This is a genomic window from Clostridium chrysemydis, from assembly GCF_015234215.1.
In the GTDB taxonomy this organism is placed as follows: Bacteria; Bacillota; Clostridia; order Clostridiales; family Clostridiaceae; genus Clostridium; species Clostridium chrysemydis.
On sequence record NZ_JADEKP010000004.1, the window covers coordinates 197,296 to 224,106 of the forward strand.

The window sequence follows — 26,811 nt, forward strand, 5'->3', positions numbered from 1 at the left end:
TTTAATATAGAAAAAAATGCAATATTTTTAAAATAATTTAAAAAATAAAAAAGCTTGTAAGCAATTAAAAAATATGTTATACTAAATTAGTAGCGAAAAGCTAACAAAAAAGTTTCATTTAGGTAAATAGTTCTCATAATTAGAGATTATATATCAATTTAGAATCTTTAATTTTAGGAGGAATGTTTATGTCAGATAAAACATTAAATTGCAGAGATTGCGGAAGTGAATTCATATTTTCAGTAGGAGAACAAGAATTCTACAAAGAAAAAGGATTTGAAAATGAGCCAACAAGATGTGTATCTTGTAGAAGAGCTAAGAAAGAACAAAATAGAAGATAATTTTAGATTGTTATAGGTTGTAGTTTAAACTACAACCTTTTTTTATATAAAAAAATAACTATTAGATAATTCAAGATATATATATTTAATGTGTAGATGTAACAAAATTATATTATTATCGTATATTTTAATTATAATAATAAATTTAAGGGTAGATATGAGAAATATATTAAAAGGATTAAAAAGATTCAAAAGAAATAGATTTGAAGCTAAAAAAGTACCTAAAATAAATGAAGTTAATTATAAGTGGGCAAAACCTTTAACGTATACTTTAAAACCGACGACTATAATATATCATCATATAGCAGACGATAATATTACACCTGAAAAAATACATCAGCTACATTTAGATAGAGGGTGGGCTGGAATAGGATATCATTTTTATATAAGAAAGGATGGTACTATATATAGGGGAAGACCGGAAAATGCAGTTGGATCACATGCTCCTGGATATAACTCAAAAGCTTTTGGTATAGCTTTAGAAGGGAATTTTAATAATCAAAAACCTACAGAAAAGCAAATTCAAAGCTTGATTGATTTATCTAATTACTTAATAGATAAATATAATATAAAAGAAATTAAAAGACATAAAGATGTTAAAAACACAGAATGTCCAGGTAGTAAATTTCCATTTGAGGAAATTAAAGCGAAACTTAATATATGAAATAATTTTACCTAAAGTACTCGATAAGTTATATCGAGTACTTTTTTTATTTTGTAAATATACTCTAAAAATTTAAGTCTATTCTTTGAGAAAAATAAGTATTATTGCAGTTTATTAGAAAATAAAGGCGAATCAAATAGAAGAAAGTATAAATGAATAAAGTTACAAATTTATAATATAATGGTAAAATATTAACATAATTAATTAAATCATTTGTATTTTCTGTTTCTTCTTCATCTTCCTTTTTTTCTTCTTTTTCTGCATTGTTTAACTCTATATTTAAAGTATCCTTTATTAAAGAAGATTTAACTATGATTTGATCTTCTTTGTTTCTTTTAAATTTGGTTGTGAAATTAGGTAGCCTTAAACCGTTTATTTCTTCTGTTTCTAAGGGGATTATTTTATCATTTATATTAATAAAAGGTGATGTAAAATCAATTTTTATTATGTTATCTGAAAACTTATATTCTACAGTATCTTTAGAAGAGTTTGTTATAGTTCCTTCTTTTGAAGTTGTAAGTTTTGAAAGTGAAATATAACCTGAATCTTCCTCATTAGGAGTAGCATTTGCAGGGATAGTTACCGTTCCAATAATAAAAGAAAAACAAACTAAAGAAGACAGTATTAATTTTTTTGTATTCATAATTAACCTCCAATTTTAATATTCTATAGTTTCTGAGATTCTAAATATATTAGGGTTACTTGAAGCTATACCGTAAGTAAGGTTTTCTAGGTTTGTAGTAAGTATTACGTTTTTAACTTTTGGGTTTCCATCTTTTATTATCTTACTTAATAAATGTAGCTCTTCATTAAGATTATTTTCGTTTAAATCTTTTGGAGATAATTTTTTTAAAATAGTCTTCTAATTTATAGTCTTTAAATGCATTAAAATAAAGATTTATATCATTGTTAAATAATATTGATGTTTCACCAAATGAGATATGTAAATATGCATTGCAACATGGGTATAGGACTTAGAATGGAGGAACAAGTTCGAATTTATTTAGCGGAGCAAGTTATGATTCATTAAATACAAGATATAATTTAAATTACAAATCAATAGGTAATATAAATCATGTGAAAAATATACTTTCAGATAATAAACATTTAGGTATAGCAAGCAAGTATGGGGCCGGGGCATGTAACGAGACTTGGACATTATATAGTTTTAGCAGGATATCAAAAAATAAATGGGAAAATATTTTTTAAGGTCTATGATCCACTCAGAGGGAATGAATATTATAAGTATGATGGAGAAATAATTGATACAGTAAAAGATGATGGTTTTATATTATTGAGTGAAAGAGCTATAGTAAATGAAGCAAATTCATATCATGCTTTTTCTAATAGAAGAGGATCAACATTAAAAGATACTTCTAATCATAAAGAGTCGGATTCAAAAAAAGGAAAAGAAAAATTATGATACTATAAAAATATTTAAAAATGTTAAGTTAAATATAAATAATTACGAGATAGAATGTAATTGGCAATTAGTAAAAGGACTATATCATTTGATGCCAGTATTTGAAAAAAGGAACTTAGAAAAATATCATCATGCATTTGCGCTACAAGTTACACAAAGTGAACTTATATCAATGATAATTTCTGTATCACCAGCAGATATAGCTAAAGATTTCTTTGATTTTGTATATGGAAAAGATATAATAACAAAAGAAGAAATCAATAGAGGAGTATTATTTGCATGTATATTTTCACCTGAAGTTGCAGATATATGTGTAAAAAAAGGATTAAAAAATTCAGATGAATTAGTTAATTTATTTAAAGGTGGACGATTAGAAAAAATTATAAGAATATAATTAAAGGAGTAGATTCTGCTGAAATAAAAGCTTTAAAATCAAGAAATTTAAAATTTAAGGCTGATGAAGCTAATATTCATTTTAAAAAACATGGAAAAGAAATGATGGAGGCACTAGGAAAAAGTGAATATGGAATAAAAAATTATATTGATGATGCAAATTATGTAGTTAAAAATGGAAAATACGTACCTGAATTAAATGGATTTATTAAATAATAAGGAGGATAATATGATTACAATAAAAAATATAAATATGATTTCAGAAAGTGCATTAGAAGCAGAAGTTTCAATTACAGACGGGGTTAATGAGTTAATATGTTTTTCTCAGCCATGTAATTTAGCTGTAAATCAGGTAATAACAGGGCCTGTGTATTGTTTTAATAATAGAAATGTAATTAAATCCGATAAAGAAAATTTCTATATAGAAAAGCAAAAAGAAGAGTTATCTTATAATATAATTGCTAAACTAATAGATAAAAAAAATAATTTAGCTAAGGTAGGTGAAATAGTACTACAACTAGAAGATGGTACTATTCCTATAGATATTTTAGAAGGTGAATATATAAGTTTTTATTGTCAAAGGATAGATATTTATTAAAATGAGTAAAATATTTGTAAGTATTTTGACATATAAGTATTTATGCAAATTAAATATATATAAATAATTTATTGAAAGTATTAAGTAATGAATCAGTTAAAATTCAAGGAATCATACAAGTGGAATAAAATATAGGGTTGAATATATTAAAGATTTTCTATTTTTTAAGGATACCTATAAATACTTAAATTTTACTTTTAAACTTTGAAAATTAAATTTTATATGCAGTTAAACAAGGAAAAAATAGAGGTGCTGAGAGAATAGTAATTGGAGATAATGGATCAGTTTGGTATACAAAAGATCATTACTTTACATTTACAAGAATAGAATAAGGACGGTGATATTCAGATGTATATGGAGTTAATTAATAAGTTAAAGCATAAAGGAATAGAATTTGAAATTGGATTATCAAATGATGAGATTAAAAGAATAGAAGAAGTTTTTAATATAGAATTTCCTAAAGACTTAAAAGAGTTATATAAAATAGCATTACCTATATCAAAAGGATTTTATAATTGGAGAAATTTTAATGATGAAAATGTAACGTTTATAAATGAAGTTATAAAAAGACCAATAAAAGATATATATGAATTAGCAGATGGAGTATATTGGTGTGATGAGTGGGGGGAAGAGCCTAATAATGAATTAGAAAAAGTCGAAATTATTAGAAGTTTATTAAAAAAAGCTCCTAAATTAATACCCATATATGCTCATAGATATATGCCACAAGTTAATAGGATAAATACGCCAATATTTTCAATACATGATACTGATATAATTTGCTATGGAGAAAATCTAACTTCATATTTAGAAATAGAATTTGGGACTGAAAAACAAAGTGATATAAATTATGAAAAATTAACTTATATTCCTTTTTGGAGTGATCTCTTATAAATAGTAAAAAGAGCAAAGAATTAAAACTTTGCTCTTTTTGTTATCATTAATTAGAATTATCTTGGGTTTGAGTTTCTTGCTCTGGAGATGTGTTTGAAGAGCCTGAATCACTTCCGTTTGAATTGTTATCTCCACCAGTATCAGGTTTAGAGGCATTATTATCCTCGTTTGAATTATCGTTACTATTATCGTTTTCATTAGAGTTATTATCGTTAGATCCATTATTATCATCTGTTACAGGTGGTTTTACAGGTTTAGTTGGTTTGTTATTGTTAGATGAGTTATTACCGTTTGAATTATTATTACTAGACCCTGTATTTCCGCTAGGGCGATTAGGCCTATTATTAGGTCTAGTTTGTGTAGTGTTGTTATCTTGGTTTGGTCTTGTATTTGTAGTTACGGTTTGGTTTGTATTTTCTTCTTGATTTTGGTTAGTTAAATCATTTGTATTTTCTGTTTCTTCTTCATCTTCCTTTTTTTCTTCTTTTTCTGCAGTGTTTAACTCTATATTTAAAGTATCCTTTATTAAAGAAGACTTAACTAGAATTTGATTTTCTTCGTTTCTTTTAAATTTCGCTTTGAAATTAGGTAGCTTTAAACCGTTTATTTCTTCCGTTTCTAAGGGGATTATTTTATCATTTATATTTATAAAAGGTGATGTAAAATCAATTTTTATTATGTTATCTGAAAACTTATATTCTACAGTATCTTTAGAAGGGTTTGTTATAGTTCCTTCTTTTGAAGTTGTAAGTTTTGAAAGTGAAATATAATCTGAATCTTCCTCATTAGGAGTAGCATTTGCAGGGATAGTTACCATTCCAATAATAAAAGAAAAACAAACTAAAGAAGACAGTATTAATTTTTTTGTATTCATAATTAACCTCCAATTTTAATATTCTATAGTTTCTGAGATTCTAACTATATTAGGGTTACTTGAAGCTATACCGTAAGTAAGGTTTTCTAGGTTTGTAGTAAGTATTACGTTTTTAACTTTGGGATTTTCATCTTTTATTATCTTACTTAATAAATGTAGCTCTTCATTAATATTATTTTCGTTTAAATCCTTTGAAGAGACTGAAACTTCCGAGATATCGCCTGTATTCGTTACATTTTTATATTCTATATCTTTTAAAGATAAATTCTTAAAAGAGTCGTCTAATTTATCTTCTTTAAATTCATTAAAATAAAGCTTTCTATCATCTTTATTTATTTCTACTTCGTTAGTCATTCCTTCAGTATAAAAGCCATTTGAATCATCTGAAGGGTTATCTTTATAATAAGAAATCTTCACTTTTTTGCTTTCTAATTCGTTATTTATTCTCTTAGCTAAAATTATAGAATTATGTTTATCTAAATCAGCTTTTATATTAAGTGTAGTAGTTCCATCTATTGTATTTAAATTGATTATTTCGTAAGGCTTGTCCATAAGAGAACTTAATTTTTTTATTTCATTTTTAGTTGAATTTTTATTTAAGAAAAGATAAGTGCCTAAAGAAAGGCAAATAATTAAAATAATTGCTATTGGTATAATAATTTTCTTTTTACTCATGATTACTCCTTTTTATATTAAATTTAGTTAAATTATACCATATATCTAATTTATTTTTAATTGTTCAAATAGAATTATAATTATATAAAAATCTAAATTTAAGATAATTTGTAATTTAGACAAGCTTTAAGTAAATATATTAAAAGCTTCCTAAAAATTATTAGGAAGCTTTATCTTATTCAAATGATTTTATAACATTTAATCTATCTTTTAACTTTTCAGAAGGTGATTTTGAGTAATCATAACTATAAATAGCACCTTCAAAATCTCCGTATGCTGAATTAGGAAGTACTATATACTTAGTTCCAAAGTTATCTTTTTCTTTAGAAACTATTTCATTTCTTTTTTCGTTTGATTGTTTATCATATCCGTTTGGGAAGTCCCCTAAATTATCTCCGCAATAGATAGCTAAGTTATATTTTTCTTTAATTTTATCCCATCTTCCCTTTTTGTTGTTTGTATCAGTTTTTAAAAGGATGTGATCTTTATCAGAATCTACAAACCCTAAGTCTTTCATATTTTTAATAGTAGAGTCTAATTCAGTTTTTTCATCTCTATTAGAAACATAAAATACTTCAAAGCCCTTACTTTTTGCAAAGTCTGTGAAAGCTTTAGAGCCAGCTATAGCTTTTGCACTAGCTTTTTCAACCCATTTATGAAAGTTTTCAGGAGTGTAAGAAACACCGTTTTTAATTTGATAACCTGCGTGTGGTGAGTTATCTAAGATAGTTTCATCTATATCTAAAGTTACAGCATAAGGCTTGTCACTTTTTTCTTTAGATAATTTAGATACATAATCTTTACCAGAGTTATAAGCTTCATATCTTAAAGCATTAATCTCTCCAGAGTTTTGCTGCCAATCAACGGCTAATATATTTCCGTTTATTAGTGATGCCATATCTTCTGCAGTTTGAATAGTTTCGATATCGTCTTTATAGACCTCTTTTTGAACGATGTAAGTAGAACCAGCACCAACAGAAATTCCTATAATAAGTGATATTATTATTCCTTTAACTTTTGTGTTTTTCATAAAATCTCCCCTTTTGTTTAAAATAAAGTCAGTTATATTTTATTTTAAAAATATAGATATTATATTGATTATATATTAAGAAAAAGAAAATTAGTAAACGTTACCAGTTAAATTTTCAAATTGATTAAAATTTTAAGAAATGGTAAACAGTTTATAGCTATAATTAAAATATGTTTAACAAATTTGATATTTATTGTACAATGTAAAGGTAATAGATTAAAACGTTATTTATATTAATTTCAAGTTATAAATATACTACATAAAGCATAATATACATTTATGTAGATTAATATTTTTAGGGAGGCAACTATTATGACTAAAAGACTATCATTAGATTTATCTAAAGTAGCTCCATATCTTCAAATGGAAGAAATAGAATATATGAGCGACTTAGTTGAATCATCACACAAAAAGTTACACGAAAAAACAGGAGCAGGAAGTGATTTCTTAGGATGGATCGACCTACCTGTAGATTACGACAAAGAAGAGTTTGCAAGAATCAAAGGCGCAGCTAAAAAGATTCAAGAAAACGCTGATGTTTTAATAGTTATCGGAATAGGTGGATCATACCTAGGAGCTAGAGCAGCTATAGAAATGTTAACTAACAATTTCTACAACGTATTAAATAAAGAAGATAGAAAAACTCCACAAATCTTCTACGTAGGAAACAACATAAGTTCAACATATATGGCTCAATTATTAAAAGCTGTAGAAGGAAAAGATATTGCAGTTAACGTAATATCAAAATCAGGAACTACAACTGAACCTGCAATAGCATTTAGAATCTTCAAAGACCTATTAGAAAAGAAATATGGTAAAGAAGAAGCTAAAAATAGAATTTTTGCTACAACAGACAAAGCTAAAGGAGCTCTTAAAACTTTAGCAGACGCTGAAGGATACGAAACTTTCGTAATCCCAGATGATGTTGGTGGAAGATTCTCAGTATTAACACCAGTTGGATTACTTCCAATTGCAGTAGCTGGAATTAATATAGATGAAATGATGCAAGGTGCAGCTGATGCAAGAGAAGAGTTTAGTAACCCTTCTATAAAAGAAAATGCATGCTACAGATATGCAGCTGTAAGAAATGCTCTTTACAACAAAGGTAAAACTATCGAGTTATTAGTTAACTACGAACCATCATTACACTACTTAAACGAATGGTGGAAACAATTATATGGAGAATCAGAAGGAAAAGATAACAAAGGTATATTCCCAGCAGCTGTTGATTTCTCAACAGACCTACACTCAATGGGACAATACATCCAAGAAGGAAGAAGAGATCTTTTTGAAACTGTTATAAACGTAGAAAGTCCTGAAGAATCAGTGACTATCGAAGCTACAGAAGATGATTTAGACGGATTAAACTTCTTAGCTGGAAAAGACATGAACTTCGTAAACCAAAAAGCTTTCCAAGGAACTTTACTTGCACACAACGATGGAGGAGTACCAAACATGGTTCTTAACGTACCAGAATTAACTCCTTACTACTTCGGTCAAATAGTATACTTCTTCGAAAAAGCTTGCGGAATTAGCGGATATCTTTTAGGAGTAAATCCATTTAACCAACCAGGAGTTGAAGCTTACAAGAAAAACATGTTTGCTTTACTTGGAAAACCAGGTTATGAAGATATAAAAGCTGAATTAGAAAAGAGATTATAATCTTAGGATTTATGAAAATTTTAATTGATGGAGATGCTTGTCCTAGCATCTCCAAAATTGAATCATTAGGAAAAGAGTATTCTATAGAAGTAGAAATCTATTGTGATATAAACCACTACATAAGAAGTGATTACGCAAAAGTAATAATTGTAGATTCAGGTTTTCAAAGTGCAGATATGTTTATAATGAATAATGTTAAAAATAAAGATATAGTTATAACCCAAGATTACGGAGTTGCAGCTATATGTTTACCTAAGGGTGCAACGGTTTTAAGCCCTAAAGGATATATTTATTCAGAAGATAATATAGACTCTATGCTTTCACAAAGACATATACATTCTAAGCTTAGAAAAGCAGGTGTAAGAACTAAAGGTCCTAAAAAAAGAAGTGTAGAAGATGAAAATAGATTAATTAAAAACTTAAGAGTTTCAATAGAAAAGAATTTAGAAAGTTAGTATTTATGTTTTTGCATATAATATTAGCTTTTTTTATTATAAAAAATTCAAAATTAAAGTTATAATAATAATTACATAAAAGAAATATTGTATAATAATAGAATAATCTACCTTTAAAATATTTACAAAAAATGGTATAATTTAAAATAGAATTTAGAGGATCTATTTAAAAGGGGGATTTTTTAGAAAATGAATATTTTGCTTAATAAAAGAAGTCCGCAGTCAGTAGGTAGTAATATAAAAGTAGATATAGATTGTGATGATATAATTGATTATAAAGTTCTTATAGGAAATTTAGGTCTTTGGAGCACTATAAAAGAATTTAACGAAAGTGGACAAGGGCTTTGGGTGCCGGAAGAGCCAGGAGAATATATGATTATGGTTCAAGGTAAGAAGAGAAATTCAAAGAAGCCTTTTGATTTATTAGCAAAAGAAGAGTTTGAAATATTTGCCAAGGAAGAGGAATGTAAATTGATTAAAGATATAATTGTAGAGAAAAAAGAATTTATTGAAGGCGAAAAAATAAATATAAAAGTAATTACTGATGAAAAAGAAGTGCTTTTTAGATTTTCTAAAAAAATCAATGACGAGTGGGAAGTTGTACGTGATTATTCAGGAGAAGATACTATTTCATATTCAGCACACGGTAATGGGGAAGAAGAAGTTTTAGTTGAATGTAAGAAAATAGATTCAGCTAAAAATGTAGATGATTTTAAAACTCTAAAGTTTAATATAAAAGAAAAAAATAAAGGTGAAATAACAGATTTTAAATGTTTAACTGAATCATTATTAGTAAATGAAGAGTTAGTTTTTAAAGTTTTTGCAAATCTTGATGAGACTAGACCACTTCTTTTTAAATTTATCAAAATTGATGAAGATGGAAGAAGCACAGTAGTTCAAGATTTCTCTTCAAGAAGAGTAGTAAGTTTTTCAGAAACAACAGAAGGAAGATATAAACTTCTTTGTTATATGAGAGATATCTTTTCAAATAAAGAATTTGATGATAGAGCCCTTATGGTTTATGATGTATCTTTATATGAACCTATCAAAATCAGAAGCTTTTCAGCAGATTTAAAATCACCACAAGTATCAGGAAGTAAAATTAATTTTAAAGTTAATGCAGAAGGTGGTCGAGAATTAGTATATAGATATATAGTAGATGGACCTATTTCTGATGATTCTTGTTATACTAGAAATTCAGAATTTACTTGGGAAACTTCAAAAGAAGGTGAATACAGAATAACTGTTTATGCAAAAGATGCTTCTTTTAATGGAGACTTCGAGGTAAAGAAAACGATACTTTTTGATGTAGATAAAAAGGCAGCTAAACCAGTTAGGATAGTTGATGTTATAGGAGATCAAAAGGGAGAAGTTTTAATTGGAAAACCTGTTAATGTTAAGATAATTGCAGAAGGCGGAACTTATCTGTCTTATTCATTTATTATATTAAATAATGGTGTTGAACTTGAAAGAATAGATTTTAATGAAGCTAATTGGATAAACTTTACTCCAAAAGAAAAGGGTGAGTATGAAGTTCAAGTAGAGGTTAAGGATAAATATTCTAAAGAATCTTATGATGCTAAGATGAGTTATTTTGTAAAAGCTCGTGATTATTTGCCAGCAAAGATTGAACACATATTATTCCCTCACAAAAGCATTTATTTAATAGGTGACCCTATAGAAATAGAAACTATAGTTAAGCAAACTAAAAATGTTCTAATAAATTATATAACTAAGATAAATGGACATGTAGTCGAAGAAACAGGCTACATAACTAATAAAAAGTTAAAGTTTGTTCCAAAGGTTTCAGGAAAATATACTTTTGAAGTTTTTTCAAAACATATAAGGTGCCAAGAGGAATTTGATTCTAGAAAAGAATTAAGTTTTTATGTTCACGAAGCAACACCTGTAACTGATACTAAAATTAGTATAGATAAAAAGGTTATTGAAATAGGAAAAGAAGTAACTTTTAAGGTAAGTAGTAATGGCGGAAAAGATGTCTGCTATGAGTTTTATATTATGGAAAAAGGGAATTGGATAAAAGCGCAAAGTTATAGTAAGAAAAAATATTATACATTTATGCCTTTTTCAAAGGGATATTATAGAATGATTGTACTTTCTAAGAGTTATTATAAGAGAGTAAATTATGAGGATTACTCAGAAATAGAATTTGAAGTTTAAAGTTAACTTAGGAGGATTAGGATGGAATTAAACAAAATCAGTAATGATATGATGGTTAAGATGGGCCTTATGAGTAAAGTTTTAAAAAGTGCAGCTGGGGACGGAATGCAGTTTGATGTTCTTTACCAATCGCTTTTAAAGGCTGTATCTCAAAACGAAGATTCACAAAAGTTAAGTGATAATATAATGAGCAGTACCCCAGGACAAAACTTACAAGCTATGGATATGTTAATTGGTCAAGCTGATTATAAAAACCAATATGCAAGTGAAAATCTAAGTGCGAGTGCTAGTAATATTAAAGGTCAAGAACTAAGTAATATTAAAGAAGTAAAGCCTGTTACAGAGGATGCTAAGATGAAACAAATCTATGCATCAGTAAATAAATATTCAAAACAATATGGGGTGGACCCAAACTTCGTGCTTGGAATAATTAAAGCAGAATCAAACTTTAATCCTAAAGATACTTCACCAGTTGGTGCTATGGGGCTTATGCAACTTATGCCTGAAACTGCAAGTTATTTAGGAGTTAAAAATCCTTACGATATAGATGATAATATAAAAGGCGGAGTTAAATATATAAGCCAAAAAATAAAGCAGTATAATGGAAGTAAAGAGATGGCACTTATGGCTTATAACGCAGGTTCTGGAACAATGCAAAGAAGAGGCGTAAGTTCAACGAGTGACCTTTATAAAATGCCAAGTGAAACTAGAAATTATGTCCCAAAGGTTATGGGATACTATAGAGACTTTGGTGCTAAAAGTATTTAATAAAAAGATGTTGGATTTAGATCCAACATTTTTTTTGATTATAGAAAAGTATAAAATTAAGTAAAGGTACTTTTATTTGACCATAATAACAATAAGTAATAGAATAGATAAGAGATTTAGAAAGTATGAGGTGTTTCTATTGGAAAGATTAGATAAAATTATTTCTAACTTAGGATACGGAAGTAGAAAAGAAGTTAAAGATCTTTTAAAGAAAAAGTTAGTAGAAGTTGATGGCGAGATAGTTAAAGACAACAAAATGAAAATAGATCCTGAAAATTCAGTTATAAAAATTAATGGGGAAGAATTATTTTATAGAAAGCACATCTATCTTATGATGAATAAACCAGATGGAGTGGTTTCAGCAACTCACGATAGTAGAGATGAAACTGTAATTGATTTATTATACGTAGATCATCAAGCTTTTGATCCATTCCCAGTAGGTCGATTAGATAAAGATACTGTAGGTCTTTTATTTTTAACGAATGACGGTGAATTAAATCACAGACTTATATCACCAAAATGGGGGGTAGACAAAGTTTACTTTGCAAAAATAGATAAAAAAGTAACGGAATCAGATATAGAAAAATTCAAAAATGGTATAACTTTAGATGATGGTTATCTTTGCAAGGAAGCGAAGCTTGAAGTTCTAAATTCTTCAGATGAAGGTTCAGAAATTCACATAACTATACACGAAGGAAAGTTCCACCAAGTTAAAAGAATGTTTGAGGCTGTAGGTAAGTCTGTTACATACTTACAAAGAATCGAATTTGGCGGTCTAAAGCTAGATACAGAGCTAGAAGAAGGCGAATATAGAGAGCTTACAGATGAGGAAATAGCACATTTAAAGAGCTTTTAACGAAAGTTCTTTAATTATGCAAGAAAAACATTCATAATTTACCAAAAGTTGAATATATTTTACAAAAATACTTGCATTTGATTAGTGATTAACATATAATATTTGTTGCAAGGATAAATAAAAGGATATATAGCCCCCTTTTTATTTATTGCTTATTGATTGAACGTAACCCGGCCCCAAGGGTTACGTTTTTGTTTTGCGCAAAAGAAAAAGTTTACATTAAACGTCTTTTGTTAATTTTGTAAAAAAGTGATATTATATTAATAAATTATCAATGAAAGTTATCTTGCAAAAAAATATTTATACGAGAATTACCTTGCAGATATTAAATCGACAAATTACGATAAAAATTAAAGAAGAAGTATATTATATTTACAACTACTTATAATATATGTATAATTATATGAGTTAAAAGAATAAATTTTGCATTGATTAAGAAGAGTATATGTTACTTCATTTAAAAGCGAGTTAGGGGTGGTTAGAGCCTAATATTTGAAAGCATAGAAGGAAGCTTAGGAGCATAAAACTGAAAGATAATTTCGTAGTAAGTTTTGGGATTTACCTCACCTTAAAGAGGTCTTAAGAGAGTTAGCTTAAGCTAACTAAATTAGGTGGTACCGCGTAAAGTGTAGCTTTTCGTCCTATTTTTTTTGGATGATAGGCTTTTTTTTATAAACTTTTATAGAAAGAGGGAGATAAGATGAGTAGAGAACAATTAGCTAATTTAATCTTTAAAGATGAATTAAAAACACCAAACGATTATTTAGAAATGTATCCAAAGAGAGATATTAAAGAAGGAGCGCACGTAGTAAGATATGCTCCAAGTCCTACAGGATTCCAACATATAGGAGGAGTATATGCTGCTCTTATAAACGAAAGATTAGCTCACCAAAGTGAAGGTATCTTTTATTTAAGAATAGAAGATACAGACCAAAAAAGAGAAGTTGAAGGAGCAATCCAAGATACTATAGAAACTATGCATAACTTTGGTATGGAATTTGACGAAGGTCAAACTGGAGAAGAAACTTCAAAAGGTAACTATGGTCCATACAGACAAAGTAAAAGAAAAGAAATTTATCACGCATTTGCAAAAGATTTAGTAAAAAGAGGTTTAGCGTACCCTTGCTTCTGTACTCCAGAAGAATTAAATGATATAAGAGAAAAGCAAATGGCAGAAAAAATAACTCCAGGATACTACGGAGAGTATGCTGTTTATAGAAATCTTCCAGTAGAAGAAGCTATCAAAAGAATTGAAAGTGGAGAAGAATATATCTTAAGATTAAAATCTCCTGGAAAAGAAGAAAACAGAGTAGAATTCCACGATTTAATAAAAGGAGATATATCTTTCCCAGAGAACGTTCAAGATATAGTTATAATTAAATCAGATGGACTTCCAACTTACCATTTTGCACACGCTATAGATGATGCTTTAATGCATACAACTGACGTTATAAGAGGAGAAGAGTGGTTATCATCATTACCTATCCACCTTCAATTATTCCAAGTTTTAGGATTTGAAACTCCAAACTACGCTCACGTTCCAACTATAATGAAATCAGAAAACGGATCAAAAAGAAAACTTTCAAAAAGAAAAGATCCAGAAAGTGCTGTAAGTTACTACAGAGAAGAAGGATATCCAGCTGAATCAGTTATAGAATACCTTCTAAACATCATAAATTCAAGCTACGAAGAGTGGAGAACTGAAAATCCAGATGCTGATTACCACGACTTCAAAGTAGAACTTGACCACATGAGTAAATCAGGAGCTTTATTTGATATAGTTAAATTACACGACGTTTCTAAAAACGTAATCTGTAAGATGAAAGCTGAAAATGTTTATGATAAGTATACTACTTGGGCAAAAGACTTCGATAAAGAAATGTATGATTTAGTAGTAGAAAACGAGGCTATGATTAAAGCTGCATTTAACATAGAAAAAGACGGCCCAAAACCTAGAAAAGACTTTGGAAAATGGAATGAAGTTAAAGAAAAAATATTCTTCTACTTTGACGAGTTATTCGATAAAGAAAAAGCTGAAGAAATAGAACTTCCTAAAACTTGCGATTTAGCATTAGCTAAAGAGGTAGTAGAAGGATACAAAAAAGCTTATAATTTCAACACTGATAAAGACACGTGGTTTGAAGAATTAAAAGCTGTAGCAATTGACCTTGGCTTTGCTACAAACAGAAAAGAATTTAAAAGAGAACCAGAAAAGTTTAAAGGGATGGTTTCAGATGTTGCAGGTTCAGTTAGAGCTGCAATTACTCACAGAACTAATACTCCAGACCTTTACATCATAATGCAAATTATGGGAGAAGAAAAAGTAAGAGAAAGATTCGATAAATTCTTAAGCTTATAAAATATATTTATTAATAAAGGGATATTAGACTGATTTTAGTTTAATATCCCTTTTAATCATTAAAAAATTATAAGTATTTTTAATGGGACATGTTTATGATATACTATTGATTAATTGACTAGGGGAAGTCTTTTAAGGAGGAATAATAATGCAGACAAATTTAAATAGCAGGCAAATTAAAGCTATAGAAACTAAGAAGAAAATATATGACACAGCAATTGAATTAATGGAGACTATAGGTTTTGAAAATATTACTATAAATAAGATTTGTAAGGGAGCAAATGTAGCAGTTGGAACTTTTTATTATTACTATAAATCTTTAGATTTTATAATAGTTGAATCTTATAAGGAATTAGATTATTATTTTGAAAAATTAGAAAAAGAGGGTTACTTCGAAGGAAACTATAAGGAAAAAATATTCAAAATAGTTTCAGAACAGATAAGTTATCCTATAAGAAAAGGTATTAAAATAACAACTCAGTTTTATAAAAGTCAGTTAACTAGTGAAAATGAGTATTTTACATCAAGTGAGAGAAAATCACCTATGCTTTTAAGAATTGCAATTGAAGAAGGACAAGATTTAGGAAAGATAACTAAAGATATAAGTAGTTCAACCATAAGAAATGATATATCTAATATAATAAGAGGAACTATTTATTCTTGGTGTTTAAGAAATGGAGATTTTGATCCTATAAAAGAAGGACTTGGAACTCTAGAAAGATACTTTAAGGGAATAGAAATTTAGATATAAAAAAAGGCTTTGAAATTTCAAAGCCTTTTTTATTATAATTTGAATGATGATTTTAAAGGTACTATTCTGTTGAAAACTAATTTGTCAGAAGTAGTAAGTTTGTTATCTACTGAGAAGAATCCGTTTCTAACCATTTGAACTTTGTCTAATGGTTCTAATCCTTTAATTCCTTCAGGTTCTACAAAACCTTCTAAAACTTCTAAAGAATTAGGGTTTATTTGTTCTAAGAAATGTTTTCCTTCGTTTTCAGGTTCATCATCTAATATTAAAGGTTCAAATAATCTAAATTCACAAGAAACAGCAGTACTAGCTTCAACCCAGTGGATTGTTCCTTTTACTTTTCTTCCTGTAAATCCTGAACCACTCTTAGTTTCAGGGTCGTAAGTACAGTGAATTTCTTTTATTTCACCATTTTCATCTTTAATTACTTCAGTGCATTTTACGAAATAAGCACCTCTAAGTCTAACTTCGTTACCAGGGAATAGTCTGAAATATTTCTTTGGAGGATTTTCCATAAAGTCATCCTTTTCGATATATATTTCTCTTGAGAATGGAACCATTCTTTTTCCCATAGTTTCGTCTTTTGGGTGGTTAGACATTTCAAGCATCTCTACTTGACCTTCAGGGTAGTTAGTTATAACTACTTTAATAGGATTAGTTACTCCCATTATAGCGTGAGCTTTAGGTTGAAGGTCTTCTCTTAAGAAGTAATCAAGCATTTGAGAATCAACTGTTGAGTTGTTTTTTGCAACACCTATAGCTGTGCAGAAGTTTCTAATTGATTCTGGAGTGTAACCTCTTCTTCTAAGGCCTGATATAGTAGGCATTCTAGGGTCATCCCAACCGTCAACTACAGCTTCATCAACTAATTGTTTAAGTTTTCTCTTACTCATAACTGTGTTAGTCATGTTAAGTCTAGCAAACTCTATTTGTCTAGGTACTGATTCCATTTCACATTCTTTTACTACCCAATCGTATAAAGGTCTGTGATCTTCGAATTCAAGAGTACAGATAGAGTGAGTTATGTTTTCTATAGCATCTTCTAAAGGATGAGCAAAGTCATACATAGGGTAGATGCACCATTTATCACCTGTGTTATGGTGAACTGAATGAGAAATTCTATAGATTATAGGGTCTCTCATATTAAGGTTTGGTGAAGACATATCTATTTTAGCTCTTAAAACTTTAGAACCGTCTTCAAACTCACCGTTTTTCATTCTTTCAAGAAGGTCTAAGTTTTCTTCTACACTTCTATCTCTATAAGGACTGTTCTTACCAGGTTCAGTAAGAGTTCCTCTGTATTCTTTCATTTCTTCAGGACTTAAGTCACAAACATAAGCTAAACCTTTTTTTATAAGAAGCTGGGCTTTTTCATACATAGTCTCAAAGTAGTTTGAAGCAAAATGAAGTTCATTCCAGTTACAACCTAGCCATTTAACATCCTCTTCTATAGATTTAACATATTCAGTATCTTCTTTTAATGGGTTTGTGTCATCAAATCTTAAATTAGTTCTACCTTGGAATTCTTTTGAAAGTCCAAAGTTTAATAATATAGATTTAGCGTGACCTATATGTAGGTAACCGTTAGGTTCTGGTGGGAATCTAGTAATAATACTATCGTGCTTACCAGTTTCTAAATCTTCTACGATTATGTTTCTAATAAAGTTTGATGAGATATTCTCATTTGACATAAAAGTATACCCCTCCTGTAATTTATTTGATAGAGTTAAAAAAACTCTAAGTTCATGTCTTTATATTATACATTTACCTTTAATTTTAATCCAATATAGACAAAAAATAAAGTGAAAGTTTTCCTTTAGTACCCCATTTTATACAGATTTCCTATAAGACGCAGGGGAACTTCCCGTAAATGATTTAAAAATCTTTATAAAATACGAAACATCGGAAAATCCTGTCTCAAAACCTATGTCTGTTATAGAAAGATTTGTAGACTTTAATAGATTTATAGCTTTTTCTATTCGTATCGAATTTATAAAGTTTGTAGCTGTTTTTCCTGTTTGATTTTTGAAAAATCTTATAAAATAATATTCGCTATAGCCTGAGATTTTAGCTAAGTCTTTTATTTTAATAGGGTTATTGTAATTATTTTTAATATACATAATTACAGATTTAATTTTTTCTAATTTCTCATTATTAATAACAGAACTTTTATTATTTGAAATTATATTATCTTCAAATAAAATAGAAAATAATAAAAAGAAATAGCCTTTAATTTTAAGCTGATAAGAGTAGTCTTTAGATTTAAATTCAGAAGATATCTTTAAAATATATTCTAAAAGTAAATTGTAGTTTTTAAAATTATCACTATTAATTATCGGGCATAATATCTTATCATTTATAAGCGATTTAATAAAAATAGAAGAAGATGAGTCTAATTTAGAACTTAAAAACATACTTAAATCAAAAACTATAGCCTCGTATTTTAATTCTTCTGTGCTAGAACTACTCATATAGTGAAGGGAAGTCGGGCTTATAAATATTAAATCTTTAGGCTTTACGTAATACTCTTTTAAATCTACGTGGATTTTCCCAGTACCAGAACGTATATAAACTATCTCCATTTCATCATGCCAGTGAAGGTAGTTATCCTTTGCAGAAACTGAAACCCCCTCATAAATATCCATAAATATATCAAAGTCGCCGTGAGTTTTCTTTTCTTTTAAATCTACATATTTTGAATTTTTCAAAGCAAACACTCCCTTATAGCAATATAGTTATATTGATTAGCATAAATGTTCGAGAAATAATATTTAGATGTCATTATAATACTATAATAGCAGAAGAAAAAGGGAAGGGGGATAAAATTTTGTTAGATAAAAAAATAACTACTAATTTAAAAGATATAACTTGGCCGATTTTCATAGAAACACTTCTTATGTCGCTGCTTGGAAGTATGGATACCTTAATGCTTGGAAGGTATTCAGATTCAGCTGTTGCAGCTGTAGGTATAACAAATCAGATTATTTGGCTAATTAATTTAATGTTTGGAATTATAACAGCAGGAACTGCAATACTTTTAACTCAAAATATAGGAGCGAAAAGCTCAAAAAAAGATATCTTAAATATAAGTGGGATTTCTATAGGAGTTAACTTTATTTTAGGTGCAATTATAAGTATTTTATTATTTTTAGGAGGAAGAGAACTTTTAAAATTATTAAATAGCCCAGATGAACTTATAACTTTAGGGACTCAATATATTGATATAGTTGGAGGGTTCACTTTCGTTCAAGCAATTCTTATGACTTTAACTGCTATTTTAAGGTCTCACAGTTTAACTAAGGTTTGTATGAAGATAACATTTATAATGAATATAATAAATGTTGTTTTAAATTATATATTTATTTTTGGAAAGTTTGGCTTCCCATCACTTGGAGTAAGCGGGGCAGCCCTTGGAACTACAATAAGTAGGATAATAGGATTAATAATAGCTTTTATAGTTTGTTATAAATACATCCTAAAAGATTTTAAATTTAAAAATCTACTTCCTTTTCCAAAGTTGCATTTAATAAATATATTTAAAATTGGGATACCATCAGCTGGAGAGCAGATATCTTATAGCCTTTCTCAACTTGTTATAACTGGATTTATAAATACTATAGGGGTAGAGAGTGTAGCTACAAAAAGTTATATATCAACTCTATCTACATTTGCCTTTGTTTTTGCGGTAGCTATGGGACAAGGTAGCAGTATTATAGTTGGGAAGTTAGTTGGGGAAAGAGAAAATGATACAGCATATAAAGTCTATCTCTATGCTTTAAAGAAGTCTTTAATAGTAACTATAATAATAAGTGGAGCTTTAGCTATATTTAGTCATCCTTTATTAGAAATACTTACAGATAGCCCTGAAATAGTTATATTAGGAGGCTATATTCTAATTGTAGACTTTATATTAGAACAAGGAAGAACTATGAATATAGTAGGGATAAATGCACTTCGTGCTACAGGTGATGTTAAATTCCCAGTTTATATTGGAATATTTTCTATGTGGTTTTTTGCTGTAGGACTTGGATATATCTTAGGGATAAAACTTGGGCTGGGTCTTGTAGGGATGTGGATTGCATTTACTATAGATGAATGCTTTAGAGGTGTTTTAGTTTTCTTTAGGTGGAAAAATAGAAAGTGGGAAAATAAAAGCTTTATTAAGTATTAAAATAAAAATAGGTCTATAACACTAGAATAAACAGTGTTATAGACCTAAATTTTTAATTATAATCTTGTAGCAAGGTCGAATCTTTCTGATACTATATTCCAATTTATTATATCGAAAAAGTTATCTAAGTATTCTGCACGCTTGTTTTGATATTTTAAGTAATAAGCATGTTCCCAAACGTCTACAGTTAAAAGTGGAACTTCATCTGTAGATAAAGGGCAGTTTTGGTTTGGAGTTTTAATTATTTTTAGTGAATTAGTTTCATCTAAAATTAACCAAGCCCAACCTGAACCAAATTGAGTAAGTCCTGCATCTTTAAATTCTTTTTTAAACCCTTCAAAAGATCCAAAAGATTTTTCGATAGCGATTCTTAAAGAACCAGTTGGTTCTTCTTTAGAAGGTGCGCTTAAACCTTCCCAGTAGAATTCGTGATTATAAACTCCACCAGCGTTATTAATAACTGCTGCATTTATATCATCTGGAACCTTATCTAAATTTTTTAATAATTCACCTAAGCTATAATTAAAAAGGTCTGGATGTTTTTTTAATGCGTTGTTTAAGTTATCAACGTAAGTTTGTTGATGCTTGTCGTGGTGTATAGTAACAGTTGCTTTATCTATTACAGGTTCTAAAGCATCGTATTCAAATGGTAATGGTTTTAAAGTAAATTCGTTTGTCATAAATCTCACCTCATTATTATTATTATTAATTTATAATTAAAAATACATTAATTATCTAATCCTTGAAAGTTAAATGATGGTACATATTCAGTAGAACTAGATTCACTATCTTGTATAAAAGCGTTTTTAATCCCAAGTGATGCGGCATAATCAATTAAGGTATCGTAAACCTTAGGAGTTAAAGGTTTAGAAATTTCTTTATATGAAAATGCGTTATACATAGGGGTGTATTGGCTCATTATACTAATATATACATCATCTTTAAACATGCTATAAATAGTATCTATTATTTTTTTTGAATCAAATAAAAGCCCAGGAAGCATTAAATGTCTTATAACCATCCCTTTTATCATTCTTCCATCTTCATCGAATTGATTTTTAGAAACTTGTCTAAACATCTCTTTAAGTATTTCGATAACGTTGTCTTTATAACCTTTTACTTTTGAGTATTTAATTGCAAACTTTTCGTTAAAATACTTAAAATCTGGAAGGTAGATATCTATAAATCCATCTAAAGCTTTTATAGTTTCTAAAGAATCATAGCTATTTGTGTTATAGAGTATAGGTAAATTTAAACCTTTAGATTTTGCGATTTTTAAGGCTTCTATTATTTGAGGAACATAATGAGTTGGTGTAACTAAGTTTATATTACTTGCACCTTTTTCTTGAAGATTTAAAAATATATTTGATAAATCCTCTATAGAAATTTCTTTTCCTTTATGTTCTTGACTTATTTCGTGGTTTTGACAAAACACACATTTTAAATTGCAGTTTGAAAAGAACACAGTTCCAGAACCTTTTCCAAAAGATATAGGAGGCTCTTCAAAAAGGTGAAGCTCTGCTCTTGCTGCCATTATTTTATCAGAAGAGTTACATACTCCAAGTTTTTTAGATGTTCTATCTACATTACAATTTCTTATACATAAATTACAGTTTTTTAATGAATCTAACATATTTATCCCTCTTAAAAAATAAGTTTGTTTTAAGTAGATTATATTCCTATAAAATTATATAATCAAACTAATATAGAGATAATACATATAATTAAATTATGTTATGAAAGGGAGTTTAAAATTATGGAGGAAAATTTCTTTGAGTTTGAATATGAAGGCGAAGAGTTTAAAAGGGTTGAGGGAAGAAATAAAAATATTATAGATAGAGTATTTGAAAATTGCATTTTTAGAAATTGCGATTTTTCTTCAGCAGATTTTAGAGAGACTACTTTTGATAACTCTGAATTTATAGAATGTAATTTGAGTTTAACTAAATTTAATGATTCGAAATTAAGAGGAGTACTTTTTAAAGACTGTAAGCTTGTAGGAATTGATTTTACTAAATGTGATAGATTTATTTTAGATTTTGAATTTTCAAAGTGTTTAATACAAAACTGCAGCTTTGCTGATTTAAAAGTTCCAAAGATAAGATTTATAGAGTGTAATGTGTTTGGAACTGATTTTATAAATGCGGATATGAGAGAAGCAAATTTTAACAAATCCAGTTTAGAAGAGAGCATTTTTGAAAATACTAATTTATGTAAGGCAAACTTTACGGAGAGCTTTAATTATAGAATTAATCCAGTTAGAAATAATATAAAGAAAGCAAAGTTTAGTATGCCTGATGTTTTAAGTCTTCTAGATGATTTTGATATAATCATAAAATAAAAGACAGGAGATTATATAAATGGGAAGAATAGAAAAAATAATTAAAGAAACTAAAGTGCCAAGTACTAGAAAATCGTTAAGAGAAGAATTTATAAATATGGGACTTAAAAAAGGTGATACAGTTTTAGTTCACTCATCACTAAGTTCTATAGGGTATGTGCTTGGTGGAGGAGATACTGTAATTAGAGCTCTTATAGATGTAATTACAGAAGAAGGAACTATAGTTATGCCAACTCACTCAGGAGATTTATGTGACCCTGTATTTTGGAGTAACCCAGAAGTTCCAAAAGAATGGTTTGAATTAATTAGAGAAGAACTACCAGCTTTTGACCCTAAAACTACTAAAACTTTCGGGATGGGAGAAATCGTTGAGTGTTTTAGAAACTTTGAAGGTGTAAAGAGAAGTTATCACCCTACTGTTTCTTTTGCAGCCTACGGTAAAAACAAAGATTTCGTAACAGATAATCACAGTTTAGATTATTCCCTTTCTGATACTTCACCTTTAGGTAGGGTATATGATTTAGACGGGAAAATACTTTTAATCGGTGTAGATATGGAGAGAAATACGTCTTGCCATTTAGGAGAGTATAGAGCAGGGAACTTTGAAAAGTCAAAAAACGCTGCACCTGTAATTATTGATGGAAAAAGAGAATTTAAAGTTTTTGATGATATAGATTTTAGAACAGAGATGTTTTACTTTATAGGAGAAGGTTTAGAAGAAAAAGGTAAGATAAAAGAATATAAGCTTGGAAACTCAAAAACTCTTGTGATGAGTCAAAGAGATTGTGTTGATTTTTCAGAGGAATTTTTTAGAAATAGAGAGTATTAATTAAATTAATTAAAAATCGATAATTATATAAGATGTAATCTTAGAAAATAAGGGGGAATCTAATATGATGACGATTGATAAAATAAATAATATTTACAAAGGGGAAGTAAATACATTAAATAATTCTGATAATATAAATAGAATAAGTATACCTAAAGGCGAAGATTCTTTATTAAAAAAAGAAGAGTCAGGAGATTCTATCGATATATCAAACAAAGGGAAAAAGATTTTAAATATAAGTGGAAAACTAAATCAGCACGTTCCTATAAACTCAACTGTGTACGTTGATACAGGTACTATATTAAAAATTATGGACTTTTCAACAAACAACAAAGAATACCAGTGGAGTGAGATGGGAAAAGATACAGAAAAACGCTGGGTAGTTATTAACGGACAAAGGTTTGAATCACCCCTTAGTGAAGAGGAAAAAAGGCTTATGAGAAATGCTTCTAAAACTATGTTAGATTATATAAAAGAAGCAGAAGATGAGAGATTAGAAAGAGATAGAAAAAGAGGAATAAAAACTAACCTTTCATTAGGAGAAGACGGCAAATTAAACACTTCAGATAATATAGACGATCCTAATATAAAAAATCTTATGAATAATGAAGTTGTTTGCAATATGCTTTCTGAAATGATTGGTAAAGGAATATTAAGTAATATAAGTATATCAGTATAAAAAAGATGCCTATTTTAAGGCATCTTTATTATTTTTAGCGAGTTCCTGTATCTTTGGTGAGTTTATATAAAGTTCTTGGATTTTATGTTCTTTATCGTCATCTTTAAAAGTAACTGAAATCATAACAGGCTCTTTTTCAGAAGAAAAATTAGCTTCGTAAAGCATGCTTATATAATCCTTTTTCTTCATAGATTCAACAAACTTTAAACTTCCAGCTTCGTAATCACCTATCTTGCCTTTTATAGGCATCATTAAAGAAATAAAACTTTCTTTATCTTTCATCATTTCAAGCATTTCTTTTGATAGTTTATCTTTTAAAGAATCGTAATCTAAACTGTCAACCGATTCTAAAACATTCTCTACAATAGGAGTTGAATATTTTAAAACTTCGTCAGTATTTTCTTTAGAATTTGTGCATCCTACAAAGGAAAACAAGCTTAATAAAATAAATAAAATAGGTATGATTTTTCTAAGTTTCATTTAAATCCTCCAAGATAATTAATATGTACAAGTTTACAGATAAATTATATCATAAGACTTTATTATTTAATTAATATGTATGATATAATATTTTAATAATCAAGAAAGGAGGAAATGGTTTGGATTTAAAATCATTATTAAATAAAGAACAATATGAGGGTGCAACAACTGTTGATGGGCAAGTACTGATTCTTGCAGGTGCAGGTTCAGGAAAGACAAGAGTTTTAACATATAGAATGGCTCATATGATAGAAGACCTTGGGATTTTCCCGTGGAAAATATTAGCCATAACATTTACAAATAAAGCAGCAAAAGAGATGAGGGATAGGGTTAGGTCTATAGTCGGTGAAAAAGCTGATGATATGTGGATTTCAACTTTCCACTCAACTTGTGTAAAAATACTTAGAAGAGATATTGATAAATTAGGATATAAAACTAGCTTTACAATATACGATACATCAGACCAAAAGGTTTTATATAAAGAATGTATGAAAGCTCTTCAAATAAACGATAAAGATATAACTCTTCAAGAGATTATGGGTAAGGTTGGAAGAGCTAAAGATAGCATGATTTCACCAGCTGCATTTAAAAGAGAACACGAGTCTAATTTTAGAGAAAATAAAATTGCAGATGTATACGAAATGTATCAAAAGAGACTTAAAGAAAACAATGCTTTAGATTTTGATGACCTTATAGGAAAAACAGTAGAGTTATTTAAAAAGAACCCTGATGTTTTAGAATTTTATCAAAATAAATTCAAATATATTATGGTTGATGAGTATCAAGATACAAACGGTGCTCAATACGAATTAGTAAGACTTTTAGCAGAAAGAAATAAAAACATTTGCGTTGTGGGCGATGACGACCAATGTATTTACCAATGGAGAGGCGCTGATATAACTAACATATTAGAGTTTGAAAAAGACTATCCAAACTGTAAAGTTATAAAGCTTGAGCAAAACTATAGATCAAAGGGAAATATACTAGATGCAGCAAATGTTGTTATAGTTAATAACTCAAGAAGAAAATCAAAAGCTCTTAGAACAGTTCAAGAACCAGGAAGCAAAGTTAAGATTTATAGAGCTTATTCAGATAGAGAAGAAGGAGACTTTGCAGGTAGAGAGATTCAAAACATAAGAGCTAGAGAAAGTGATAGAAACTACAACGATTTTGCAGTTCTTTACAGAACTAATGCTCAGTCACGTATATTTGAGGAAGGGTTTAGAAGAAGAGGTATACCTTATAAGATAATCGGAGGAACTAAGTTCTACGATAGAAAAGAAATTAAGGATATCTTAGCTTACCTTAAAATATTAGTTAACCCTCAAGATGATATAAGTATAAAAAGAGTTATAAACGTACCAAAGAGAAGTATAGGTGATGCAACTGTTAATAAGGTTTCAGAATTTGCAGAGATGTACGAATTAAACCTTTGGGATGCACTTACAGAAGCTAGAACTATTCCAACTCTTACTCCTAGAAACTGCGGTTCTATTGAAAAGTTCACAAGTGTTATGGAAAACTTAATGATAATGGCAGAAACTATGACGCCATCTATGATTATAGAAACTATTTTAAAAGACACTGGATATTTAGAAGAGCTTAAAAAATCTCAAGAGATAGAAGATAAAGCTAGGATAGAAAACTTAGAAGAACTAGTTTCAGATGCTGTTGATTTTGAAAAAGGAAATGACGAAGATAAATCACTAGCTGCATATTTAGAAAAAGTATCGTTAGTTCAAGATACAGATAAAATCGAAGAGGAAGAAGATGCTGTAGTTATGATGACTATCCATAGTGCTAAAGGATTAGAGTTCCCGTATGTATTTATGGTAGGAATGGAAAATGGCTTATTCCCAAGTAAAGGCGATATTGAAAGGGAAGAGCAGATGGAAGAGTCTAGAAGACTTTGTTACGTTGGAATTACAAGGGCAAAAGAAGTTCTTTATATGACATCAGCAGAAGTTAGAAGGGTGTTTGGTAGAACAGTTTCATACAGCCAATCAGATTTTATAAATGAGATTAGAACTGACTTAAAAGAATATATAAACGAAAGAAGCACAAATGGAGCTTCAAGAGAAGGGTTCTTTGGATCACCAGAAAAACCTATGCATGGAAACCCTCACGGATTAAGAAGTGGCTTTAAGAAGAATACTTCAAGTCTTTATGGAAATACTTCTAATAGTGCACCTTCTAATGGTGGAGATTTAGATAGTAGCAATTTAAGCCTTGGAAAAAAAGTTAAGCACGAAAAATTCGGTGTTGGAACTATAGTTTCAATAACTCCTTCAGGAGATGATAAAAAGCTTACTATAGCCTTCGATAAACAAGGTGTTAAGATGCTCATGTTATCAATGGCAAAACTTGAATTAATTTAATATAAGGGG

General features: G+C 28.8%; 28 protein-coding genes and 1 other annotated feature. Of the genes, 19 read left to right on the forward strand and 9 right to left on the reverse strand.

The genetic code is table 11. The features are described from left to right. The first annotated feature begins 188 nt into the window (after positions 1 to 188). Together INR60_RS12295 and INR60_RS12300 are read left to right on the forward strand one after the other, a co-directional pair. Complete coding sequence (locus tag INR60_RS12295; RefSeq protein WP_194191836.1) at positions 189 to 341, forward strand: zinc-ribbon domain-containing protein; 153 nt, start codon at positions 189 to 191, stop codon at positions 339 to 341. 157 nt (positions 342 to 498) lie between these two features. Beyond that, positions 499 to 1,005 carry a peptidoglycan recognition protein family protein gene (locus tag INR60_RS12300; protein WP_194191837.1) on the forward strand — a complete coding sequence of 169 codons (507 nt, stop codon included), beginning with the start codon at positions 499 to 501 and terminating at the stop codon, positions 1,003 to 1,005. Between the two features lie 64 nt (positions 1,006 to 1,069). Here the strand turns inward: INR60_RS12300 and INR60_RS12305 are convergent, their stop codons facing one another. Beyond that, a complete protein-coding gene (locus INR60_RS12305) occupies positions 1,070 to 1,648 on the reverse strand; it encodes a hypothetical protein (protein WP_194191838.1) in 579 nt (192 codons plus the stop codon). A 483-nt stretch (positions 1,649 to 2,131) separates the two neighbouring features. On the opposite strand from INR60_RS12305, the gene INR60_RS12310 reads away from it, so the two are divergent. The 5 genes from INR60_RS12310 to INR60_RS12330 all read left to right on the forward strand — a co-directional run bounded on the left by INR60_RS12310 (position 2,132) and on the right by INR60_RS12330 (position 4,313). After that, positions 2,132 to 2,428 carry a hypothetical protein gene (locus tag INR60_RS12310; protein WP_194191839.1) on the forward strand — a complete coding sequence of 99 codons (297 nt, stop codon included), beginning with the start codon at positions 2,132 to 2,134 and terminating at the stop codon, positions 2,426 to 2,428. A gap of 91 nt (positions 2,429 to 2,519) precedes the next feature. Next, positions 2,520 to 2,822: a hypothetical protein gene (locus INR60_RS12315; RefSeq protein WP_194191840.1), complete on the forward strand. Its 303-nt coding sequence runs from the start codon at positions 2,520 to 2,522 to the stop codon at positions 2,820 to 2,822. 228 nt (positions 2,823 to 3,050) lie between these two features. Next, positions 3,051 to 3,419, forward strand: a complete 369-nt coding sequence (locus tag INR60_RS12320; RefSeq protein WP_194191841.1) for a hypothetical protein — start codon at positions 3,051 to 3,053, stop codon at positions 3,417 to 3,419. Positions 3,420 to 3,634: 215 nt separating this feature from the next. Further along, positions 3,635 to 3,751: a ribonuclease domain-containing protein gene (locus INR60_RS17730; RefSeq protein WP_194191879.1), complete on the forward strand. Its 117-nt coding sequence runs from the start codon at positions 3,635 to 3,637 to the stop codon at positions 3,749 to 3,751. A 16-nt stretch (positions 3,752 to 3,767) separates the two neighbouring features. Continuing rightward, positions 3,768 to 4,313, forward strand: coding sequence for an SMI1/KNR4 family protein (locus tag INR60_RS12330; protein ID WP_194191842.1), 546 nt, complete (start codon positions 3,768 to 3,770; stop codon positions 4,311 to 4,313). 46 nt (positions 4,314 to 4,359) lie between these two features. Here INR60_RS12330 and INR60_RS12335 read toward each other — a convergent pair whose 3' ends face one another. The 3 genes from INR60_RS12335 to INR60_RS12345 all read right to left on the reverse strand — a co-directional run bounded on the left by INR60_RS12335 (position 4,360) and on the right by INR60_RS12345 (position 6,892). Continuing rightward, the gene (locus INR60_RS12335; RefSeq protein WP_194191843.1) at positions 4,360 to 5,187 is read right to left on the reverse strand and encodes a hypothetical protein; all 828 of its coding nucleotides are present in this window, start codon (positions 5,185 to 5,187) and stop codon (positions 4,360 to 4,362) included. A 15-nt stretch (positions 5,188 to 5,202) separates the two neighbouring features. Beyond that, positions 5,203 to 5,862 carry a hypothetical protein gene (locus INR60_RS12340; protein WP_194191844.1) on the reverse strand — a complete coding sequence of 220 codons (660 nt, stop codon included), beginning with the start codon at positions 5,860 to 5,862 and terminating at the stop codon, positions 5,203 to 5,205. A 175-nt stretch (positions 5,863 to 6,037) separates the two neighbouring features. After that, positions 6,038 to 6,892 carry a 5'-nucleotidase, lipoprotein e(P4) family gene (locus tag INR60_RS12345; protein WP_194191845.1) on the reverse strand — a complete coding sequence of 285 codons (855 nt, stop codon included), beginning with the start codon at positions 6,890 to 6,892 and terminating at the stop codon, positions 6,038 to 6,040. Between the two features lie 312 nt (positions 6,893 to 7,204). Between INR60_RS12345 and INR60_RS12350 the strand changes: the two genes are divergently transcribed. The 7 genes from INR60_RS12350 to INR60_RS12380 all read left to right on the forward strand — a co-directional run bounded on the left by INR60_RS12350 (position 7,205) and on the right by INR60_RS12380 (position 15,918). After that, entirely contained in the window at positions 7,205 to 8,554 is a 1,350-nt protein-coding gene (locus tag INR60_RS12350; protein WP_194191846.1) for a glucose-6-phosphate isomerase, read from the forward strand. Positions 8,555 to 8,565: 11 nt separating this feature from the next. Beyond that, a complete protein-coding gene (locus INR60_RS12355; protein WP_194191847.1) occupies positions 8,566 to 9,009 on the forward strand; it encodes a YaiI/YqxD family protein in 444 nt (147 codons plus the stop codon). 189 nt (positions 9,010 to 9,198) lie between these two features. Next, complete coding sequence (locus INR60_RS12360) at positions 9,199 to 11,190, forward strand: triple tyrosine motif-containing protein (protein WP_194191848.1); 1,992 nt, start codon at positions 9,199 to 9,201, stop codon at positions 11,188 to 11,190. Between the two features lie 21 nt (positions 11,191 to 11,211). Further along, complete coding sequence (locus INR60_RS12365) at positions 11,212 to 11,958, forward strand: lytic transglycosylase domain-containing protein (RefSeq protein WP_194191849.1); 747 nt, start codon at positions 11,212 to 11,214, stop codon at positions 11,956 to 11,958. A 139-nt stretch (positions 11,959 to 12,097) separates the two neighbouring features. Then, positions 12,098 to 12,814, forward strand: coding sequence for a pseudouridine synthase (locus INR60_RS12370; RefSeq protein ID WP_194191850.1), 717 nt, complete (start codon positions 12,098 to 12,100; stop codon positions 12,812 to 12,814). A gap of 419 nt (positions 12,815 to 13,233) precedes the next feature. Beyond that, positions 13,234 to 13,461 (forward strand) — a binding site (T-box leader). 53 nt (positions 13,462 to 13,514) lie between these two features. Beyond that, positions 13,515 to 15,173, forward strand: a complete 1,659-nt coding sequence (gltX, locus tag INR60_RS12375; RefSeq protein WP_194191851.1) for a glutamate--tRNA ligase — start codon at positions 13,515 to 13,517, stop codon at positions 15,171 to 15,173. 148 nt (positions 15,174 to 15,321) lie between these two features. Further along, complete coding sequence (locus INR60_RS12380; RefSeq protein ID WP_194191852.1) at positions 15,322 to 15,918, forward strand: TetR/AcrR family transcriptional regulator; 597 nt, start codon at positions 15,322 to 15,324, stop codon at positions 15,916 to 15,918. Positions 15,919 to 15,956: 38 nt separating this feature from the next. Here INR60_RS12380 and INR60_RS12385 read toward each other — a convergent pair whose 3' ends face one another. Then, a complete protein-coding gene (locus tag INR60_RS12385; protein ID WP_194191853.1) occupies positions 15,957 to 17,615 on the reverse strand; it encodes a glutamine--tRNA ligase/YqeY domain fusion protein in 1,659 nt (552 codons plus the stop codon). Between the two features lie 138 nt (positions 17,616 to 17,753). Further along, positions 17,754 to 18,632 carry an AraC family transcriptional regulator gene (locus INR60_RS12390; protein ID WP_194191854.1) on the reverse strand — a complete coding sequence of 293 codons (879 nt, stop codon included), beginning with the start codon at positions 18,630 to 18,632 and terminating at the stop codon, positions 17,754 to 17,756. Positions 18,633 to 18,751: 119 nt separating this feature from the next. Here INR60_RS12390 and INR60_RS12395 point away from each other — a divergent pair, with 119 nt between their 5' ends. Next, on the forward strand, positions 18,752 to 20,095 hold the full coding sequence (locus INR60_RS12395) for an MATE family efflux transporter (RefSeq protein WP_194191855.1): 1,344 nt from the start codon (positions 18,752 to 18,754) through the stop codon (positions 20,093 to 20,095). Between the two features lie 56 nt (positions 20,096 to 20,151). Here the strand turns inward: INR60_RS12395 and INR60_RS12400 are convergent, their stop codons facing one another. Together INR60_RS12400 and INR60_RS12405 are read right to left on the reverse strand one after the other, a co-directional pair. Further along, complete coding sequence (locus INR60_RS12400; RefSeq protein ID WP_194191856.1) at positions 20,152 to 20,775, reverse strand: superoxide dismutase; 624 nt, start codon at positions 20,773 to 20,775, stop codon at positions 20,152 to 20,154. Positions 20,776 to 20,822: 47 nt separating this feature from the next. Then, on the reverse strand, positions 20,823 to 21,728 hold the full coding sequence (locus INR60_RS12405) for a radical SAM protein (protein ID WP_207729571.1): 906 nt from the start codon (positions 21,726 to 21,728) through the stop codon (positions 20,823 to 20,825). 123 nt (positions 21,729 to 21,851) lie between these two features. On the opposite strand from INR60_RS12405, the gene INR60_RS12410 reads away from it, so the two are divergent. From INR60_RS12410 to INR60_RS12420, 3 genes are all read left to right on the forward strand, one after another. Further along, a complete protein-coding gene (locus INR60_RS12410) occupies positions 21,852 to 22,436 on the forward strand; it encodes a pentapeptide repeat-containing protein (RefSeq protein ID WP_194191857.1) in 585 nt (194 codons plus the stop codon). Between the two features lie 19 nt (positions 22,437 to 22,455). Further along, complete coding sequence (locus INR60_RS12415) at positions 22,456 to 23,265, forward strand: AAC(3) family N-acetyltransferase (RefSeq protein WP_207729572.1); 810 nt, start codon at positions 22,456 to 22,458, stop codon at positions 23,263 to 23,265. Between the two features lie 64 nt (positions 23,266 to 23,329). Then, positions 23,330 to 23,944 (forward strand): hypothetical protein, encoded by a 615-nt coding sequence (locus tag INR60_RS12420; protein ID WP_194191858.1) that lies wholly within the window; start codon positions 23,330 to 23,332, stop codon positions 23,942 to 23,944. Between the two features lie 9 nt (positions 23,945 to 23,953). Here INR60_RS12420 and INR60_RS12425 read toward each other — a convergent pair whose 3' ends face one another. After that, entirely contained in the window at positions 23,954 to 24,424 is a 471-nt protein-coding gene (locus INR60_RS12425; protein WP_194191859.1) for a hypothetical protein, read from the reverse strand. 119 nt (positions 24,425 to 24,543) lie between these two features. On the opposite strand from INR60_RS12425, the gene pcrA reads away from it, so the two are divergent. After that, positions 24,544 to 26,802 carry a DNA helicase PcrA gene (gene pcrA / locus INR60_RS12430; RefSeq protein ID WP_194191860.1) on the forward strand — a complete coding sequence of 753 codons (2,259 nt, stop codon included), beginning with the start codon at positions 24,544 to 24,546 and terminating at the stop codon, positions 26,800 to 26,802. Positions 26,803 to 26,811 lie beyond the last annotated feature (9 nt).

Excerpts from the sequence above, each read along its gene's own strand:
- INR60_RS12320 (WP_194191841.1), top strand. The coding sequence starts at position 3,051 with ATGATTACAATAAAAAATATAAATATGATTTCAGAAAGTGCATTAGAA.
- INR60_RS12385 (WP_194191853.1), bottom strand. The coding sequence starts at position 17,615 with ATGTCAAATGAGAATATCTCATCAAACTTTATTAGAAACATAATCGTA.
- INR60_RS12300 (WP_194191837.1), top strand. The coding sequence starts at position 499 with ATGAGAAATATATTAAAAGGATTAAAAAGATTCAAAAGAAATAGATTT.
- INR60_RS12335 (WP_194191843.1), bottom strand. The coding sequence starts at position 5,187 with ATGAATACAAAAAAATTAATACTGTCTTCTTTAGTTTGTTTTTCTTTT.
- INR60_RS12295 (WP_194191836.1), top strand. The coding sequence starts at position 189 with ATGTCAGATAAAACATTAAATTGCAGAGATTGCGGAAGTGAATTCATA.
- INR60_RS12350 (WP_194191846.1), top strand. The coding sequence starts at position 7,205 with ATGACTAAAAGACTATCATTAGATTTATCTAAAGTAGCTCCATATCTT.
- INR60_RS12315 (WP_194191840.1), top strand. The coding sequence starts at position 2,520 with ATGCCAGTATTTGAAAAAAGGAACTTAGAAAAATATCATCATGCATTT.
- INR60_RS12405 (WP_207729571.1), bottom strand. The coding sequence starts at position 21,728 with ATGTTAGATTCATTAAAAAACTGTAATTTATGTATAAGAAATTGTAAT.
- INR60_RS12410 (WP_194191857.1), top strand. The coding sequence starts at position 21,852 with ATGGAGGAAAATTTCTTTGAGTTTGAATATGAAGGCGAAGAGTTTAAA.
- gltX (WP_194191851.1), top strand. The coding sequence starts at position 13,515 with ATGAGTAGAGAACAATTAGCTAATTTAATCTTTAAAGATGAATTAAAA.
- INR60_RS12420 (WP_194191858.1), top strand. The coding sequence starts at position 23,330 with ATGATGACGATTGATAAAATAAATAATATTTACAAAGGGGAAGTAAAT.
- INR60_RS12345 (WP_194191845.1), bottom strand. The coding sequence starts at position 6,892 with ATGAAAAACACAAAAGTTAAAGGAATAATAATATCACTTATTATAGGA.
- INR60_RS12415 (WP_207729572.1), top strand. The coding sequence starts at position 22,456 with ATGGGAAGAATAGAAAAAATAATTAAAGAAACTAAAGTGCCAAGTACT.
- INR60_RS12340 (WP_194191844.1), bottom strand. The coding sequence starts at position 5,862 with ATGAGTAAAAAGAAAATTATTATACCAATAGCAATTATTTTAATTATT.
- INR60_RS12310 (WP_194191839.1), top strand. The coding sequence starts at position 2,132 with ATGGGGCCGGGGCATGTAACGAGACTTGGACATTATATAGTTTTAGCA.
- INR60_RS12355 (WP_194191847.1), top strand. The coding sequence starts at position 8,566 with ATGAAAATTTTAATTGATGGAGATGCTTGTCCTAGCATCTCCAAAATT.
- INR60_RS12305 (WP_194191838.1), bottom strand. The coding sequence starts at position 1,648 with ATGAATACAAAAAAATTAATACTGTCTTCTTTAGTTTGTTTTTCTTTT.
- INR60_RS12365 (WP_194191849.1), top strand. The coding sequence starts at position 11,212 with ATGGAATTAAACAAAATCAGTAATGATATGATGGTTAAGATGGGCCTT.
- INR60_RS12400 (WP_194191856.1), bottom strand. The coding sequence starts at position 20,775 with ATGACAAACGAATTTACTTTAAAACCATTACCATTTGAATACGATGCT.
- INR60_RS12360 (WP_194191848.1), top strand. The coding sequence starts at position 9,199 with ATGAATATTTTGCTTAATAAAAGAAGTCCGCAGTCAGTAGGTAGTAAT.
- INR60_RS12330 (WP_194191842.1), top strand. The coding sequence starts at position 3,768 with ATGTATATGGAGTTAATTAATAAGTTAAAGCATAAAGGAATAGAATTT.
- INR60_RS12380 (WP_194191852.1), top strand. The coding sequence starts at position 15,322 with ATGCAGACAAATTTAAATAGCAGGCAAATTAAAGCTATAGAAACTAAG.
- INR60_RS12425 (WP_194191859.1), bottom strand. The coding sequence starts at position 24,424 with ATGAAACTTAGAAAAATCATACCTATTTTATTTATTTTATTAAGCTTG.